The organism is Arthrobacter sp. B0316-5-4 (assembly GCF_059090325.1).
Map to the genome: position 1 here is coordinate 261,406 of NZ_JBNHFN010000006.1, position 16,922 is coordinate 278,327.

The window sequence follows — 16,922 nt, forward strand, 5'->3', positions numbered from 1 at the left end:
CCCTGAATGCTTAGCGCCCTGCCCCGGGCAAGTACCTGGCAGGCCCCAATGACGTGGAGAGAAACGTGGATCCCAACACACGCAAGAAGATCATTCTTGACTGCGACCCTGGCCATGACGACGCCGTAGCAATGCTGCTGGCTCACGGCAACCCGGACATCGAACTGCTCGCAGTGACCACGGTGGTGGGCAACCAGACCCTCGAGAAGGTCACCCGCAACGCCCTTTCGGTGGCAACCATTGCCGGCATCACTGGCGTCCCCTTCGCCGCAGGCTGCGACCGTCCCTTGGTCCGCACCATCGAGACCGCCCCCAGCATCCACGGCGATTCGGGCATGGATGGTCCGGAGCAGCCCGAGTCCGCCATCGAGCTGGACCCGCGCCACGCCGTCGACCTCATCATTGAAACCGTCATGGCCCACGAGCCTGGCACCGTCACGTTGGTTCCCACTGCGGGCCTGACCAACATCGCCATGGCGGCCCGCAAGGAGCCCCGCATCGTTGAACGCGTCAAGGAAGTTGTCCTCATGGGCGGCGGCTACCACGTGGGAAACTGGAGCGCGGTGGCCGAGTTCAACATCATCATCGACCCTGAGGCTGCGCACATCGTCTTCAACGAAAAGTGGCCCGTGGTCATGGTTGGCCTCGACCTGACGCACCAAGCGCTGGCAACGGACGAGGTTGTGGACAGGATCGCCAAGATCGGCACCAAACCCGCCAAGTTCGTCCTTGAACTGATGGAATTCTTCAAGAAGACCTACAAGGACGCCCAGGGCTTCGACTTCCCGCCGGTGCATGATCCCTGCGCCGTCGCGTACGTCATCGACCCCTCGGTCATGACCACGCGCAAGGTCCCCGTTGACATCGAACTCCATGGCAGGCTCACCCTTGGCATGACCGTGGCTGACTTCCGCGCACCCGCCCCGGAGGACTGCCACACATCGGTCGCCGTCGACTTGGACCACAAGAAGTTCTGGGACCTGGTCACCGACGCGATCGTCAGGATCGGCGAACCAACGCACGACGGCGGCGCTCCCGCCACCGCTGGTGCCGGAACCGCCCCGGTTCTCGCAGGAGGGGCCAAGTAATGTCGAACCCCGCAGAAACCAAGTCCGCCCGCGGCAACGTCACCGCCCTCATGGTGGCACTGCTGGCAGCCTGCGTAGCCTTCCAGCTCAACGCCTCCATGCTTAGCCCCGCCCTGGTCACCATGGGCAACGAACTCAACACGGACCAGGCCACCATCGGCCTGTCCCAGACGTGGTTCTTCACCGCGGCCGCCCTGTTCTCCCTCTTCCTGCCACGTTTGAGCGACATTGTTGGCCGCAAGAAGATCCTGGTCGGCATGATGATCCTGATGGCCGTCGGCTCCGTCATCGCAGCAATGGCCCCTGACGTTACCTGGCTCTTTGTGGGCCGCATCATCCAGGGCGTCAGCGGGCCCACGGTTCCGCTCTGCCTGATCATGCTTCGCTCGGCCGTCAGCAACCCGCGCAAGTACGGAACGCTCATGGGCCTCATCACGGCAGTCAATGGCGGCGTGGCCGGTGTCGACTCGTTTGTTGGCGGCTACTTCGCAGAGAACTTTGGTTTCCGGAGCATCTTCTGGCTCATGGTGGCACTGGCCGTCGTTGCCACCGTCCTGATTGCTTTCCTCGCCGGCGAAAGCAAGCCTGCAGCTGGCACCACCATGGACTGGCTGGGCGTCTTCTTCATCGTGATCGCCGTGGGTGCACTGCTGACGGCCCTGAACGAGGGCTCCAAGCTGGCCACGGCTTTCGACGCCGGCACCCTGACCCTCGCGATCTTCCTTACGCTGATTGCCGCCGTCGCGTTCTTCGCGTTCTGGACTGTCGAGAAGCGGGCAAAGCAGCCCATGGTGGAAACCGTGCACCTGCGCCAGCGTTCCACGTGGGCTCCGCTGCTGACCACCACGCTGACCATGACCGGTATCTTCGCGGTCATCAACGGCATCGTCCCGGCGTACGTTCAGGCAGCCGATCCCGGCTTCGGCGTCGGGCCCACCGAGATGTCGCTCATGATCCTGACCCCGTACGCACTCCTTGGCTGGATCTTCGGTCCCATCAGCGGCCGACTTGCTCCGGTTCTCGGTTACACCAAGGTGCTCCGCATCGGCCTCATCGGCAGCCTTGTGGCCCTGGCCATCATCGCATTCTTCGGCCTGAATAGCCTGCCAATGATGATTGTTGGCACGGCTTTGTTGGGCATCATGTACGCCGGTACCGTCAACATCATGCTGAACGGACTCGGCGTCGTCCTTTCGCCGAAGGGCAACCCTGGCTTCCTCCCCGGCATGAACGCGGGAGCTTTTAACCTCGGCGCGGGGCTGAGCTTCCTGGTACTGCCCGCCGTGCTGGTTGCCACAGCCTCGTTGAACGACACCAAAGCCTCGTACCTGACGGTGGTTGTGGTGGGCCTTGCGATCACCCTGGCTGCCTTCGCCGCGTCACTCCTGATCCCCAAGCCGGTGGACGCAGAAGTAACCGAAGATGCTGAGGTGACGGTGTGAGCGGCGCACCCAGGGCGGGGATCGTCGTCGTCGGCTCCCTCAACGCCGACCTGACCATCTACACCGACCGTCTTCCGAATCCCGGCGAAACAGTCCACGGCAACGGCTTTGCGGTGAATCCCGGCGGCAAGAGCGCCAACCAGGCGGTGGCTGCCAGCAAGCTCGGTGGGCAGGTCACCCTGATCGGCGCCGTGGGCGAGGACCCCAACGGCACCATGCTCCTGGACTCGACGGCCAGTGCCGGTGTGGACGTGTCCCGCGTCCTCCGTGCGGACGTTGCCACCGGTGTCGCGGTTATTTCCGTGGACGCGAGCGGCGAGAACAGCATCATCATTTCGGCTGGCGCCAACGGCACTCTGACCCCGGCCGACGTCGAGCCTGCTGCTTTCAGCGACGCCGCCGTGGTGTGCCTCTGCCTGGAGGTGGGGATCGCTACCGTGCTAGCTGCCGCCCAAGCAGGGCACGACGCCGGAGCTACAGTCATGCTGAACCTCTCGCCTTACGCCGAGGTGCCGGAGGAGCTGGCCGGGTTGAGCGACGTGTTGTTGGTAAATGCGCACGAGGCTTCGCTGTTCCTGGGTTCGGAAGCGGACATTCCTGACGCTGAGGCTGGCGTGGAGGCATGGGAGCCCGTCCGGAGCCAGTTCGCTGACCGCGGGATGCAGCGCGTACTGGTGACGCTCGGCGCCCAGGGGTCTGTGGTGCTGGACTCGCTGGCTCGCGGCGATGATCAGATCACCCGGATTGAGCCCACCCGCGTGGCCGCCGTGGACACCACGGGAGCCGGCGATGCCTTTACGGGTGCTGTCGCTGCGCGCCTGGCAGCTGGAGATTCCCTGGCCCATGCAGCGGCGTTCGCTTCGGTGGCAGCCGCGCTGGCTGCCACGAAAAAGGGCACGCAAGCCGCGTACCCTAGTGCCGCTGAGGTCGAGGAACTGTGGAAACAGGCGGACCTGAGCTGAGTGACCTGAGTTGAGTGACCTCGCCAGCGGGCCGCCCTGGGGTGGCCCGCTGGTTCCCGACTCTCGTTTCACGTCCCTTTGCTATAGGCTCTCCAAGTCATCGGGAACTTGGGGGAACCATGAATAAAAGAACTAAATTAGCCATCGCAGCCCTGGCTATTGCGTCAGTACTTGGACTGGGATTTTCATCGGCATTCGACTCCTCGGCCTCGAGGGCGGTGGAAGTTCCCGCAGGCGAAAAGAATCACCCGGAGTGCTACAACGCCACCAAGCTCAACGATCCAAATGACTTCTGTTACCAGACGATAGGCCCTTGGAACAGCATCAAATCTTCAGATGAGGAAGTCCGCTCGCTCATATCGCTTGAACACATGGTTGAGCTCGGTTTGGAAGCCGATGAGATCCAGCGGTATTACCCCGACTACAGTCCGTCTTCCAAGTAGGACCGACGGCGCTGCGATCCTAGGCGGACCGGCGGGCAGCGCGTTGGCTTGAGCGTTCCGCTGCCTTGCGGCTGAGGTGGCCGTGGCCCTCAAGCATCCGCGGAACCACCAGGTAGACAGCCGTGGGAACGACGAATGCGGTCAGGACGAGCGCCCGAAGGACAGGGTGCCACGGTTCCATGAAGGGGCCCAGCAGCAGCATGCCAATGGAGACCAGAGGGAAGATGGCGAGCCAGGTAATGAGCGCCCGCATGTGAACGGACGGCCCTTGGGGACGGGCCGCCGCGGTGGCGGGAGCCGCGACGGGCTCTGCTTCTGTGGTGATGGGCGTTGTTTCGGTGGTCATCGATTCTCCAACCAGATAGTTGCAATTGGGCTTGGAATCACCATAACCGTGGCGCCGAACAATTACAACCACTTAGTTGGAAAATGCTAAGATGACTCTATGGCATGGGACACAGAGCGAACCAAGGGGCTGCTGCTCAGCGCGGCCACCACAGAGTTTTGCGCGCGTGGACTGGCCGGCGCCCGCATTGACCGCATCGCAGCGGAAGCCGGCGTCAACAAAGAGCGGATCTACCAGTACTTCGGCAACAAGAACGCTTTGTTCGACGCCGTGATTGTCACCGCCCTGACCAACCTCATGGATGAGGTCCCCATCGAGGGCAGCGGACCGGAAGCCATGGCTGATTACGCCGGGAGGCTTTTCGATCACCACCAGGTGGATGCCACCGCCCCGCGCCTGCTGTTCTGGGAAGGACTGGAACGCGGCACCGACGTCGTGGGACTGCCCAAGCGGATGGCCAACTGCGCATCGAAGGTCAACAGCACCATCGCAGCCCTCCCCGGCATCTCGCGGGAGGACGCGGGCGATCTCCTCATCACCATCGTCAGCCTGTGCGATTCCGCTCCCGTACTGCCGGCCCTCGACGGGCTCATGGCCGGCGACAACCCGGGCCGCACCGAAAGGCGACGCGCCGCCGTCGTACGTACCGTCCGCTTGATGGCTGCAGCGTTGGCCGCCGAAGCGGCAACAACCGAAGCGGCAGCAACTGAACCGGCAACAGCCTGACTCCAGCGGCGCTGTGACAGGTTTGACACCAAAAGTGACTTGCTTGTGAAGTTGCCCCTAGCCAAGAGGGGGTGGGATCACCCATGCTTGCTTCATGTACTCAACGTCGAGCCCATACCGCATCATCACGGTCTGCACTGGAAACATCTGTCGCTCGCCCATGGCGGCGCTCATGCTCACCGAGGCCCTCAAAGCGGAAGGGCTGGGCCACCACGTAACCGTCGATTCAGCCGGCACCACCGGTTACGAGGTCGGGCACCCCATAGACCCCCGTGCAGCCAGGGTTTTGACCGCCAAACACATCGCCTCAGAAGACCATGTCGCCCGCAAATGGCGGCACGAATGGTTCGCTGAGCGGGACCTGATCCTCGCCCTGGACGTTGATCATTTCGGGTGGCTCCAGGAAGGCGCCCCGGACGCCGGCTCGTTGGCAAAAGTCAGGATGCTGCGCAGCTTCGATCCGCACGTGGCCGGGCGTAGCTCGCTCGATCTGGGCATCGAAGACCCTTGGTATGGGGGCCACACGGACTTCGACACCACCTGGACCCTCATCAACGACGCCATCCCGGGGATCGTGCAACATGTCAAAACAGCCATCGGCCCCCAGGTCGAGGCCGAATCCGGCGAGCCCCAGCAGGTAACCTCTATGTCATGACCCCTGCACCCGTGATCATCGCTGTTGACGGCAGGTCCGGCGCAGGAAAAACCACACTGGCTGTCGAATTGGCGGCCCGGTTGCGGCAGCACCACAAAGTTTCACTGTTCCACCTGGAAGACATCTACCCCGGCTGGAACGGCCTCATGCCGGGCATCGAACGTTACGTGGCCACGGTCCTCCCGCCGCTGAATGCCGGCCTCGCCGCCGAATGGACAAGTTGGGATTGGGAACGCCATTACGACGGCGGCCTGAAAGTCACCCTGCCGGCCGAGATCGTGATCGTGGAAGGCGTGGGTGCCGCTGCTGAGGCTGCCCGGCCGATGCTGGACGCCGTGGTGTGGGTCGAGTCCCCCGGTGACGACCGCCGTCGTCGGGCTTTGACGCGGGACGGAAGTACCTACGAACCGTACTGGGACAGCTGGGCTGCGCAGGAAGACGCCTGGCTGGAATCGGACCCGGCGGCCAGCGCCGCGGACGTCCACGTCCTCAACCTCGCCGATGGCAGCGCACCTGACGACGTGCTGCAGGCCCTCATGTATCTGCCATCCCTGGCGGCAATCCTCGCGCCGGAGCTCAGTGCCCGCCGCGGACTCCAGTTGCGCTCCGAGCGTGTGGACGCCATGCCTGACGCAGCCCAGCTCTTCGAGTCCCTCTACGGCCAGTCCGCCAACGCCGTCTGGCTTGATTCCTCCAACGCGTCGTCAGTTGCTGGGACGGCACAGGCCGCGGCACGCAGCCGCTTCAGCATTTTGGCGGACGACGGCGGCACTTACGGCCAGTTGGCAACCCACCGGTCCGGGGCCACCCAAGTAACAGCAGGCTCCGCCACGGTGACCACATCCGGGACGTTCTTCCGCTGGCTCGACTCCGTGTGGGGCCGCCGGGCCGTCCGCGCACCCCGCGGTTACGACGGCCAGTTCACGCTCGGCTGGCTCGGATACCTTGGGTACGAGCTCAAACGCGAAACCGGCGGCAGCGACGTCCAGTCCGAAACCCCTGACGCCGCGCTCCTCTTCGCTGGACGGGCCGTCGTCCTCGATCACCGCGAAAAAACCGCGTGGCTTCTCGCGCTGGATGCGCCCGACGCCGAGGCATGGTTCCACGAAGCACGCACCGCAGTCGGGGCTGCTGCTGTCCCGGCGGCCGCCGGCGTCGCCGCCTCATCGGGGATCGTCCCCGAATTCGTCAGCCGCGACTCCGCGACCGACTACAAGCGGAAAATCGCGGCCTCCCAACACGAAATCTCAGAAGGCAACACCTACGAGGTGTGCCTGACGACCACCCTTGAAGCCCCCGCTGGCGACCTCGACCCCTGGATTGCGTACCTTAACCTTCGACGCCGGAACCCGGCACCATTTGCCAGTTACCTGCGGTTCGGCGAACTGGTGGTCGCAAGCACGTCGCCCGAACGGTTCCTTCGTATCCTGTCCGACGGCGGCATGCGCGCCGAACCGATCAAGGGCACCCGCGGGCGCAGTGCCAACCCCGCTGAAGACGCAGCCTTGCAGCATGACCTGGAGACCTCGCTGAAAGACCGCGCGGAGAACATCATGATCGTGGACCTGCTGCGCAACGACCTCAGCCACTTCGCCATCCCGGGTTCGGTCACTGTAAGCCGGTTATGCGCGATCGAAAGCTACGCCACGGTCCACCAAATGGTGAGCACGGTGGATGCCCACCTCAATCCGGGTGCCCCCCGGGCCGAAGCGGTAGCGGCCGCTTTCCCTGCGGGGTCCATGACGGGCGCGCCCAAAATCAGCACCATGGACATCCTCGACCACCTCGAATCGGGGCCTCGGGGGATCTACTCGGGAGCTATCGGCTACTTCTCGCTGAACGCTGCGACAGACCTCGCCGTGGTCATCCGAACACTGGTGGTAAACCCTTCCGGTGCAGGCGGGAGAACCCTGAGCCTGGGCGTGGGCGGGGCCATCACGGCGGATTCGGTGGCCGACGACGAGTACGAGGAAATCCGGACCAAGGCCTACGGCGTGCTGTCCACGCTGGGCGCGGAGTTCCCTGGCTGATACCTGTTGAGGGCTACTGCAGCGTGGCCGTCAATCTGGCCACGTTATCCACATACTTGGCCAGCGGGGGCCTATCAACCCAGTCTTCCAACATAAGCTCACGGGACACCTCGCGGTACGTGGACTCCACGGCGCGCATGAGGTTCACGGTTTCGGCGCCCAACAGCATCACCGAAACCTCCATGTTCAGGGAGAAGGAGCGCATGTCCATGTTGCTGGAACCAAGAACCGCCACTTCGTCGTCAATGGTGAAGTGCTTGGCGTGGAGGACGTACGGCGCCCGGTACAGGTAAATGCGTACCCCGGCACCCAGGAGGGCCTCGTAATAGGAGCGTTGCGCGTGGTGGACCAGGAACTGGTCGCCCTTCTCGGAGACGAATAGCTCCACGTCCACGCCCCGCTGTGCCGCGGTGGTGATGGCGTAGAGCAACGAGTCATCCGGAACGAAGTACGGGCTGCAGATGGAGATCCTGTGCTGCGCGGAATAGATCAGGGTGTTGAACAGGCGGAGGTTGTTCTCTGTCGCAAAACCTGGACCACTCGGAACCACCTGTGCCGTGACCTTGCCCGGAGAAGGCTGGGAGGGCAGCCGGAGCTGGTCCTCCAGGGATTCGTCTGTCTCGCTGAGCCAGTCTGTCGCGAACACGACGTTGAGGGTTGCCACGATCGGACCTTCGAGACGGGACATGAGCTCAACCCATTTGCGGCCCACCTTGCGGTGCTTGGGGTTGTTGTACGACGGTTCGATCAGGTTCTGCGAGCCCGTGAAGGCAACGATGCCGTCAATCACCATGATTTTGCGGTGGTTCCGGAGGTCCGGGCGCCGCCACTGGCCATGGATCGGAAGCAGGGGGAGCATCCGCCGCCACTGGATCTTTCCAGCCTTGAGCCTGCGTATCAACCGGCGGTAGCCCTTAACCCGGAGTGTGCCGATGTGATCGAAAAGCAGCCTGACAGTGACGCCACGTTCAGCGGCCTTTTCCAACTCCGTCAGCAGCTCGTCCGTAACGGAGTCGCTGCTCATGATGTAGAACTCTGCGTTGACGTACCTGTTGGCGCCCCGGACTGCCTCGGCCATGGCCTTAATGGACTCTTCGTAGCCAGGAATGAGCTCCACCTTGTTGCCGTCAACCATGGGCAACGATCCGAGCCGATGGTTGAGTTCGCCTGCCGATTTCACCCATTCGGGGCCTGAGTAAACGCTCACGGGATCGGAGAGATCGGAGGTTACGGCGCGGACCCGGCGGTTAACTTCTTCCTGCTGCTCCCGCCTGCGCTTTGACAGCTTGAAGTTTCCGAAGAGGAGGAACAGGACAAAGCCGACAGATGGGATGAGGAACACAGCCAGAAGCCATGCCATGGCCGTGGTGGGACGACGATTGCCGGGAATGACGCCGAGCAGCACAATGCGCATGACGACTTCCACAATGGCCCAGACACCCAATAACCAGGTCCACTCCTGGCCAAAAGGAAAAGGAAAGAGCACCGACCAACCCCCACGTTCCGTGAACAACAGTGACCACAGCCTATCCGGCAAAGTCATATTCAATGGCCCGGCACTAAGCTGGGACCATGACTTCACCTGCCCCCACGGTCCTGGTTTTCCTGGATCCCGCGTTCGAAAACGGCCGTCTTGCCGATTCCAGCCAACCCCAGCTCATGGCAACGGATCTGGGTGCCACACGTGGCGATGGAGTGTTCGAATCGCTGTTGGCGGTCCAAGGACGCCCCCGCAAGGTGCAGGCACACCTGAACCGTTTGGGTGGTTCCGCTGCCGCACTCGATCTGGCACTCCCGGAGCAGGACGCCTGGCGCAGGGCAATCGACACCGCCATTACCGAGTTCCGCCACCTCCACCCGGCCGCGACGCCGGAGGAGGATGAGGTGGTCGTGAAGCTGATCGTGACCCGCGGCGTTGAAGGCGCGGCAAACCCCACTTGTTGGGTACAGGCTTCGCCATCCCCCGCGGGCAGCCGCCGGCAGCGCGAGACGGGCATCGACGTCGTCCTTCTGGACCGCGGCTTCGACACGGAAGCCGGCGAGCGGGCACCCTGGCTGCTGCTTGGCGCCAAGACGCTCTCCTATGCGGTCAACATGGCGGCGCTTCGCTACGCGCACAAGCAGGGAGCTGACGACGCCATCTTCACCTCCACGGACGGCCGCGTCCTGGAAGGTCCGACGTCCACCGTGTTGCTGGCGCACCTTGAAGAGGTCGACGACGGCGAAGGTTCCGTCAAGACCGTACGCCGTCTCATCACGCCCCAACACGACAGCGGAATTCTGCCCGGAACATCCCAAGGCGCCCTGTTTGCTGCAGCGAAAGCCGCGGGTTGGGAACTTGGCTACGGGCCCCTCGTCCCACAGGACCTGTTCGACGCCGACGCTGTTTGGCTTATCTCGAGCATCCGCTTGATCGCTCCTGTGAACCACATCAACGGCAAGGAAATCGGCACGCCCGCGGTACGGAAGCAGCTCACAGCCGAGTTGAACGAGCTGTTCGCGGGAATCGAATAAGCCCGACCCCGGATCGAGGCCGTGGGAGCTCCGCTTGGAACCTAGCAGATCGCAAGCAAAGTAATCGCTCGCGTGACTTTTAGATAAGAAAAGCTTGGCCTCAGCCCAAAGGTTCCTGCGGGTCCAACCGCATTTCTTATCCTCCTTGAAATGCTCATCCGTCATGTGATGAATCTTGTTCTCGTGTTAGTTGGATCACGTCCGGCTGGCACTACCCAAACTTTGCTGGCTAACTTCCCGGAGGGAATATGGGACTCAGCTCCCCCACAGAAGCCGAAGCATCGGCAACCAAGGCGCAGACCCAGACTGACGCCCCGTCAACAGGTCTTCGCCGGTCCATGGAGGCCCGGCACCTGGTGATGATCGCCATGGGTGGCGTCATCGGCTCTGGCCTGTTCGTCAGTTCCGGTTACACGATCGCCACCGCAGGCCCCTTGGGCGCGGTCCTGGCCTTCCTCATCGGCGCTGTCGTGGTTTACCTGGTGATGGCCTGCCTCGGAGAACTCGCCGTAGCGTTCCCCGTTTCAGGCGCTTTCCACATCTACGCGGCCCGGACCATCGGCCCTGCAACAGGCTTCGCCACCGCCTGGCTGTACTGGCTCTGCTGGGCAGTGGCCTTGGGCTCGGAATTCACGGCCGCCGGCCTACTCATGCAGCGCTGGTTCCCCGGTGTCGATGTATGGATCTGGTGCTTCGTCTTCGCAACAGTCCTTTTCACGCTGAATGCCATCTCATCGCGTGTCTTTGGTGAATCAGAGTTTTGGTTCGCGCTCATTAAGGTCGCCGCCGTCGTCGGCCTCATCATCCTGGGCGGCGCTGCGCTGGCGGGCTTCCACCCCCTCGCCACAGGCGGATTCCCTTCGTTCGGGGAGAACTTCGCGACTCCCGACGGCCTGTTCCCGAATGGCTTCACGGGTGTTTTCGTTACGTGCCTGGCTGTTTTCTACGCGTTCTCCGGCTCCGAACTCATCGGCGTCGCAGCAGGCGAAACCGCCAACCCGGGGGCGAACATCCCCAAAGCGATGCGTACTACGGTCATCCGGCTCATGATCTTCTTCGTCGGCGCTATCGTGGTCATCGCGGCCACCATCCCCTACGAGCAAGTCAGCGTGGACGAGAGCCCGTTCGTCACCGTCTTCTCCATGCTGGGCATCCCCTTCGCCGCGGACATCATGAACTTCGTGATCATCACCGCCCTGCTTTCGGCCGGCAACTGCGGACTCTTCTCCTGTGCCCGCATGCTGTTCTCGTTGGCAGACGAAGGCCACGCACCCAAGGCCTTCAAGAAGCTGACCAAACGCGGCATCCCCATGATCGCCCTGTGCGTCAGCATGCTCGGTGGCCTGGCTTCCCTGATCAGCAGTGTTGTGGCGCCGGCAACGGTCTACTTGGTGCTGGTGTCTGTGGCCGGCTTCGCGACGGTGGGCGTCTGGATGTCGATTGTCGCTTCACACTTCATCTACCGCCGAACCTTCGTGAAGAACGGGGGCGACGTCTCGACGCTCCCCTACAAGGCCCCGCTCTTCCCCTTGGTCCCGATCCTGGCCTTCACCTTGTGCGTGGTGTCGCTGATAGGCATCGCCTTTGATCCCAACCAGGTCGCGGCGCTCTTGTTCGGCGTGCCGTTCGTTGGAGCCTGCTACGCATTCTTCTACTTCAAGTACGGACGACGGCGGTCGCTCAAGAAGGTTGCCGGCGCTTAGGCCCACGGCTCCCCGACCTGGCGTGACGAAGGACCAGCCCCTGGGCAACCTCACCGGGTTGCCCGGGGGCTGGTTTCGTCCGACCCCCACTCACATCCCACCCCCTTCAACCCAACCCTCACTCACACCCCACCCCCTTCAACCCAACGCTCACTCACACCCCACCCCCTTCAACCCAACCCTCACTCACACCCCACCCCCTTCAACCCAACCCTCACTCACTTCGTTGGCCCGCGCGCGGTGCGTTAGGCTCCATCCATGCCCGAACAGGAAACGAAACCACGTCTTGCCGGCTATCTGGATAAGCAGCAGCCCGACCTTTATGCCACGCTCAGCCACTATTCCCAACAGCTCGTCGAAGAAGCTGACCGGCTAGGTGTTCCGCGGCGAACCCTCGAGCTCATAAATTACTTATCCTCGCAAATCAACGGCTGTGCATTTTGCCTGGATCTTCACCACCGGCGGGCATTGAAGTACGGCGAAACAGAGCAGAGGCTTTCCTTGGTGGCCGTATACCGGGAAGTTCAATTATTCGAGCCCGCTGAAGTGATAGCCATGGAGATGGCCGAACAGATCACGCGAATGAGCACATCGCGCCCCAACCCTGAACTTTTCGAACGGGCGCGACAGCATTACAGCGACGAACAGATCAGCGTCCTCTGCATGGCAGCGATCGGGATCAATGCCTTCAACCGGCTCTCCATTCTGAGCGAGCACCCCGTACGCGTGGCCAAGAAGTAGCCGCACTGAAGAGAGCGTCCGGCCCAAGCGGGCGGAACGTGAGCGAGCGTCCGGCCCAAGCGGGCGGAACGTGAGCGAGCGTCCGGCCCAAGCGGGCGGAACGTGACAGAGCGTCCGGCCCAAACGGACGGAACGTGACAGAGCGTCCGGCCCAAGCGGGCGGAACGTGAGAGAGGATCTACTCGCGGGGGTTGCGCGCTTCGGGAACGTCGGCAGCCAGGCGGATGCCGTGCTCTGCCAGCCAAACAGGGTTGAAGGCTTTGCTCAGGTAGTTGGTGCCGGCGTCGGGGGCTATGGCAACCACCACCGAACCGTGCGGCGCGGCGCGGGCCACCCGGAGGGCTGCAGCCACCGCAAGCCCGGACGACGGTCCCAAAGCGAGCCCCTCCTCGTCCAGGAGCCGATGCACCGTGGTGTAGACCTCGTCGTTGGGGATCCGGAGAAAACGGTCCACGATCCCGCGGTTGAAAGCCTTGGGCCACTCGGGTTCGGGCCACGAGTTACCCACGCCATCCACCAGGATTTCGCCGGGGTGGCCGCCGCTGTACGCGGATCCGTAGGGGTCTGCGCCCACCACTTCCAGATGACCGCCCGGCCGTGAAGCTGCCACCTGTTCTTTCAGGAAGCGCCCGTTGCCACTGATGGTCCCGCCTGTGCCGATGCTAGCCACGAAATGTGTGATCAAGCCGCCTGTCTGTTCCCAGATTTCAGGGCCGGTATTCTCGTAATGCGCGGCGGGATTGGCTGGGTTGTCGAACTGCATCGGCCGCCAGGCGCCGGGCGTCTCTGCGGTGATGCGGGCAGCCACGGCACGGGCGTTCTCCGGCGATTCCGAGGGCGCGTTCCAGTCCGTGAGGATCACGCGTGCGCCGTAGTTGTGCAGTGCGGCGAGCTTCTCCTGCGAGATGGTGTCGCCGGTGACCACAACAACCGGGTGGCCGGTGAGGTGCCCGATCAGGGCCAGTCCGATCCCCGTGTTTCCGGAGGTGCTCTCCACGATGGTGGCGCCCGGTTTCAACTCCCCTGAGCGTTCAGCGGCACGGACCATGCTCAAGGCTGTGCGGTCCTTGATGGAGCCCCCGGGGTTCTCGGATTCGAGTTTGATGTGGATGGCGCTGCCCAACCCACGGCCCATGGCCTCGAGTTTCACCAGTGGGGTGTTCCCCACCTTGTCCAGGACTGAGGCATCCAGCACGTCCGGCGTCGGCTCGGCTGAGTGCGCGCCGTGTTTGCGGATAGCGGTGTTCACCATCATTCCCCTCCTTCGGACTCGATAAGTTGTTGCACGGCCTCGCGCAGCCCAGACCGCGCCCTCTCCACCAAATCCGGCGCGGACGGCCGGTCCGCAAGGACATCGGCCAAACGTCCGACGACGGCGCCCGTCCCCTTCCCGAGTGGCTGCGCGGCCCCCGCTTCAAGCAGCAAGTAGGACGCAGTGAGGGCCTCAATCGCCAACAGCTTCTCCGCGGCCTCCAGCGACTTTTCAAGTTGCTGCAACGCGAGTGGGGCCAGGGTGGAGTGGTCTTCGACGTCGGCGGACAGGGTTGGTGCTCCAAGGGTTGCCGGCGCTGCCAGGAATTTGAGTTCAGCCAGGAGCCCCGCGGCGGAGTACCACAGCAGTCCCGGCAGTTCTTCATGTGCAAGGCCCGACTCGTCGGTGGCTGCGGCGAGGTGCTTGGCCCGGATGGCGCGTTGCGGCGGGTACAACTTGGCGATGCGCCGCTCGCTGGAAATGCCCACATGGGCCAAAGCGAGCCGCAACACTTCGAAGGACAGCGCCAACTGCGTGGGCTGGAAATTCCCGCCGGACACCACCAGCCCGGACCCGACGTCCACCAGCGGGTTGTCACCGCGACCGTTCAGTTCCACCTCCAGCGCCTTGCCCAGGTCCGAAACCAGGGACCGGAATGCCCCGTGCGTCTGCGGTGCGGCGCGGAAGGAGAGAGCGTCCTGAACCGAAACCCCAGGCCGAACATCCTCCAGCCAGCCGCCGCCCAAAAGGCGTCGAACAGCAGCGGCCGAGTCCCGCTGGCCGTCCACCGCCTTGGCTGCCTGGATCGCCGGCGAAAACGGGCTGAGGTTCCCACCGCCGTCGTACCTTGCGATTGCCTCAAGCGAGAGGGAAAGCGCGACGTCGGCAAGTTCGGCTACGTGCCGCAACCGCAGGAGGATCAGGGCGCCGACGCCCACGGAGTAGGAGTTGGCGCTCACCAGTGACAGGGCTTCGCCGGCTGCGAGGGTGAGGGGCTGCAGCCCGGCGTCGGCGAGCGCTTTGGCCCCCGGAACCAAGGCGCCGTCGGCATCGAACGCTTCACCTTCGCCAAGGGCGACAGCAGCGACGGCGGCGAGTTGGGTGAGGTCCGATGAGCCCACTGAGCCTTCGGCCGGGATAGCGGGGTGGACGCCGCGATTCAGGAGTTCGGCATAGAAGCGGGCCGTGTCGGGGCGAACTCCGGAGCCACCACGGCTGAATCCGACGAGCCGGGCCAGGATGACGGCACGGGCGGCGGCGCGGTCCAGATATGGGCCCACACCACTGTTGTGGTACCGGACAACCTGCACCTGGTAACTGAGGATCGACTTGTCCTCCACAACCGTGTCCCGACCGGATCCCAGCAGCGTGTTGAGTCCGTAGACCCTCTGGCCGGAAGAGGCAGCCTCCTCCAGGATCTCGCGGGAGCGTCCAAGCAAAGTCAACGCATCATGGTTGAGTTTCACGTGAAACGAGGCATCGCTGGCCGCCAGAGCCACGCGTTCCGCCCGTATTGGGGCCGTTCCTATCACCAGGGTTCTTGGATCATCGGAGGCCATCAGAAGTCCAGGAGGTTCTGCCGGAATCCACCGTTGCCATAGCTCTTCCTCAACAGCCCCCGTCGGCGCAGCTCCGGGGTGAGCTTGTCCAGCACCCCATGCACCGTAACCGGATCCACGAAGCCGGAGAAGAGGAACCCATCTCCGCCCACGGCAGAGCCGGTTTCTTCGAGGTAGTCGGCGATTTCGCCCGAAGTACCGATGATTGAGTCGCCTGCCCCGCCACTACGGGCCTGCAGGATCTGGCGAAGCGTGGAACCTGGCGGCGCTGCTTTGGCGAAATGCTCCAGGGTGCCCTGGTTGCTGTTGGTGCTCAGCTCGGGCAGTGGTTCATCGAGGTCGAACTGCTTGAAGTCGATCACGGAGAGGTATGAGATGGAGTTGAGCTGGCTGTCGATATCGCGTTGGGTGAGCTCACGCCTCTGGGCGCGCAGTTCCTCGGCTTCCGCAGCGGAACCGACCACCGTGGGCTTGAGGACAAACAGTACCTTCACGTCATCGGGGTTCCTGCCGGCCTTCGCAGCCTCAGCACGGATGGAGTCCCGGTACGCCTTCATCCCGTCCACGCCTCGTGCCAAGGCGATCGCTACATCGGCATGCCCGCCAGCGAAGGCCTTGCCGCGGGGTGAAGCCCCCGCCTGAACCAAAACGGGTTCCTCCGGCAGGGGCGCCGTGTTCAGCGGGCCACGGACCTTGAAGAAGTCGCCCTCATGGTTGATCGGGTGCACCTTTGTATGGTCCGCGAATACCCCGGCGGAAACGTCCTCAAGCACGGCGCCAGGTTCCCAGCTCCGCCAAAGCCGCCTCACGACGTCGACGAATTCTTCCGCCTTCTCATACCGCAAGTCGTGCTCAATCTGCTGATCCAGCCCGTAGTTCTGGGCGGCGAGGTCGCTGCCCGACGTCACCACGTTCCAGCCCAGCTGGCCCTCGGAGAAGTGCTGCAACGTGGCCAGCAGCCTGGCGGCAGTGAAGGGCGGATAGAAAGAGGCGCTGACGGTAGGCACGATCCCCAGGTGCTCTGTGGCGGAGAGGAGGTATGGGACCAACGCCAATGGGTCGTGCTTCGGCGCGAAGGACGCGTGAGCAAGCGAGACCTCCGCCGTACCGCCATACGTGTCCGGAACGGTGAGCGAGTCCTCAATGATGAACAGGTCAAGCCCGGACCGCTCGAAGGCGCGCACGGCCTCTTGGTACAGGGCGGGTTTCTTCCAGTCATAACCCAGGCTGTAGCCGGGAGTCCCCCAGCCCTGGACTCCGAATCCGTGGCCCACGAACCATCCAAAATGCAGCATGGGCTTGAGTGTAGAACTGCTCTGTCCGTTCACCGCGACCTGATTTCTTGCGAAGTTACAGGGGGACGTACTGCGTCAATTATGCTCCCGGGGCGTCATAAATGGGCCCTGCCACAGCACCCTCCGGTTACGCAACATGACGGCGGGCAACCCCCCGCCACATGCA

The 16,922-nt window shown here is 63.5% G+C and carries 15 protein-coding genes; 10 read left to right on the plus strand and 5 right to left on the minus strand.

The features are described from left to right. Positions 1-65 precede the first annotated feature (65 nt). The 4 genes from uriH to AC5RU9_RS19540 all read left to right on the plus strand — a co-directional run bounded on the left by uriH (position 66) and on the right by AC5RU9_RS19540 (position 3,935). Positions 66-1,088: a uridine-preferring nucleoside hydrolase UriH gene (gene uriH / locus AC5RU9_RS19525; protein WP_494017763.1), complete on the plus strand. Its 1,023-nt coding sequence runs from the start codon at positions 66-68 to the stop codon at positions 1,086-1,088. Continuing rightward, positions 1,088-2,530, plus strand: a complete 1,443-nt coding sequence (gene uriT, locus AC5RU9_RS19530; protein WP_494017764.1) for a uridine transporter UriT — start codon at positions 1,088-1,090, stop codon at positions 2,528-2,530. Before uriH ends, uriT begins: the two co-directional genes overlap by 1 nt. Continuing rightward, entirely contained in the window at positions 2,527-3,492 is a 966-nt protein-coding gene (locus AC5RU9_RS19535; RefSeq protein WP_494017765.1) for a ribokinase, read from the plus strand. Before uriT ends, AC5RU9_RS19535 begins: the two co-directional genes overlap by 4 nt. Before the next feature lie 119 nt (positions 3,493-3,611). Continuing rightward, entirely contained in the window at positions 3,612-3,935 is a 324-nt protein-coding gene (locus AC5RU9_RS19540) for a hypothetical protein (RefSeq protein WP_494017766.1), read from the plus strand. Between the two features lie 19 nt (positions 3,936-3,954). Here AC5RU9_RS19540 and AC5RU9_RS19545 read toward each other — a convergent pair whose 3' ends face one another. Next, complete coding sequence (locus AC5RU9_RS19545) at positions 3,955-4,281, minus strand: hypothetical protein (protein WP_494017767.1); 327 nt, start codon at positions 4,279-4,281, stop codon at positions 3,955-3,957. 99 nt (positions 4,282-4,380) lie between these two features. Here AC5RU9_RS19545 and AC5RU9_RS19550 point away from each other — a divergent pair, with 99 nt between their 5' ends. The 3 genes from AC5RU9_RS19550 (at position 4,381) to pabB (ending at position 7,692) form a co-directional block, all read left to right on the plus strand. Beyond that, positions 4,381-5,007, plus strand: a complete 627-nt coding sequence (locus AC5RU9_RS19550) for a TetR/AcrR family transcriptional regulator (RefSeq protein ID WP_494017768.1) — start codon at positions 4,381-4,383, stop codon at positions 5,005-5,007. Between the two features lie 94 nt (positions 5,008-5,101). Continuing rightward, positions 5,102-5,662: a low molecular weight protein-tyrosine-phosphatase gene (locus tag AC5RU9_RS19555; RefSeq protein WP_494017769.1), complete on the plus strand. Its 561-nt coding sequence runs from the start codon at positions 5,102-5,104 to the stop codon at positions 5,660-5,662. Continuing rightward, the gene (pabB, locus tag AC5RU9_RS19560; RefSeq protein WP_494017770.1) at positions 5,659-7,692 is read left to right on the plus strand and encodes an aminodeoxychorismate synthase component I; all 2,034 of its coding nucleotides are present in this window, start codon (positions 5,659-5,661) and stop codon (positions 7,690-7,692) included. The genes AC5RU9_RS19555 and pabB overlap by 4 nt, the downstream gene beginning before the upstream one ends. Before the next feature lie 13 nt (positions 7,693-7,705). Here pabB and cls read toward each other — a convergent pair whose 3' ends face one another. Then, the gene (cls, locus tag AC5RU9_RS19565; protein ID WP_211713746.1) at positions 7,706-9,178 is read right to left on the minus strand and encodes a cardiolipin synthase; all 1,473 of its coding nucleotides are present in this window, start codon (positions 9,176-9,178) and stop codon (positions 7,706-7,708) included. A gap of 86 nt (positions 9,179-9,264) precedes the next feature. Between cls and AC5RU9_RS19570 the strand changes: the two genes are divergently transcribed. The 3 genes from AC5RU9_RS19570 (at position 9,265) to AC5RU9_RS19580 (ending at position 12,650) form a co-directional block, all read left to right on the plus strand. Next, positions 9,265-10,206 carry an aminodeoxychorismate lyase gene (locus AC5RU9_RS19570; RefSeq protein ID WP_211713637.1) on the plus strand — a complete coding sequence of 314 codons (942 nt, stop codon included), beginning with the start codon at positions 9,265-9,267 and terminating at the stop codon, positions 10,204-10,206. A gap of 248 nt (positions 10,207-10,454) precedes the next feature. Further along, complete coding sequence (locus tag AC5RU9_RS19575; protein ID WP_494017771.1) at positions 10,455-11,909, plus strand: amino acid permease; 1,455 nt, start codon at positions 10,455-10,457, stop codon at positions 11,907-11,909. A gap of 258 nt (positions 11,910-12,167) precedes the next feature. Beyond that, entirely contained in the window at positions 12,168-12,650 is a 483-nt protein-coding gene (locus tag AC5RU9_RS19580) for a carboxymuconolactone decarboxylase family protein (protein WP_494017772.1), read from the plus strand. A gap of 178 nt (positions 12,651-12,828) precedes the next feature. On the opposite strand, the gene AC5RU9_RS19585 is transcribed toward AC5RU9_RS19580, so the two are convergent. The 3 genes from AC5RU9_RS19585 to AC5RU9_RS19595 are packed head-to-tail and all read right to left on the minus strand — an operon-like array spanning position 12,829 to position 16,789. Continuing rightward, positions 12,829-13,902, minus strand: a complete 1,074-nt coding sequence (locus AC5RU9_RS19585; protein WP_494017855.1) for a PLP-dependent cysteine synthase family protein — start codon at positions 13,900-13,902, stop codon at positions 12,829-12,831. Beyond that, positions 13,902-15,461 (minus strand): aromatic amino acid ammonia-lyase, encoded by a 1,560-nt coding sequence (locus AC5RU9_RS19590; RefSeq protein WP_494017773.1) that lies wholly within the window; start codon positions 15,459-15,461, stop codon positions 13,902-13,904. Before AC5RU9_RS19590 ends, AC5RU9_RS19585 begins: the two co-directional genes overlap by 1 nt. Continuing rightward, on the minus strand, positions 15,461-16,789 hold the full coding sequence (locus AC5RU9_RS19595; RefSeq protein WP_494017774.1) for an NtaA/DmoA family FMN-dependent monooxygenase: 1,329 nt from the start codon (positions 16,787-16,789) through the stop codon (positions 15,461-15,463). Before AC5RU9_RS19595 ends, AC5RU9_RS19590 begins: the two co-directional genes overlap by 1 nt. Positions 16,790-16,922 lie beyond the last annotated feature (133 nt).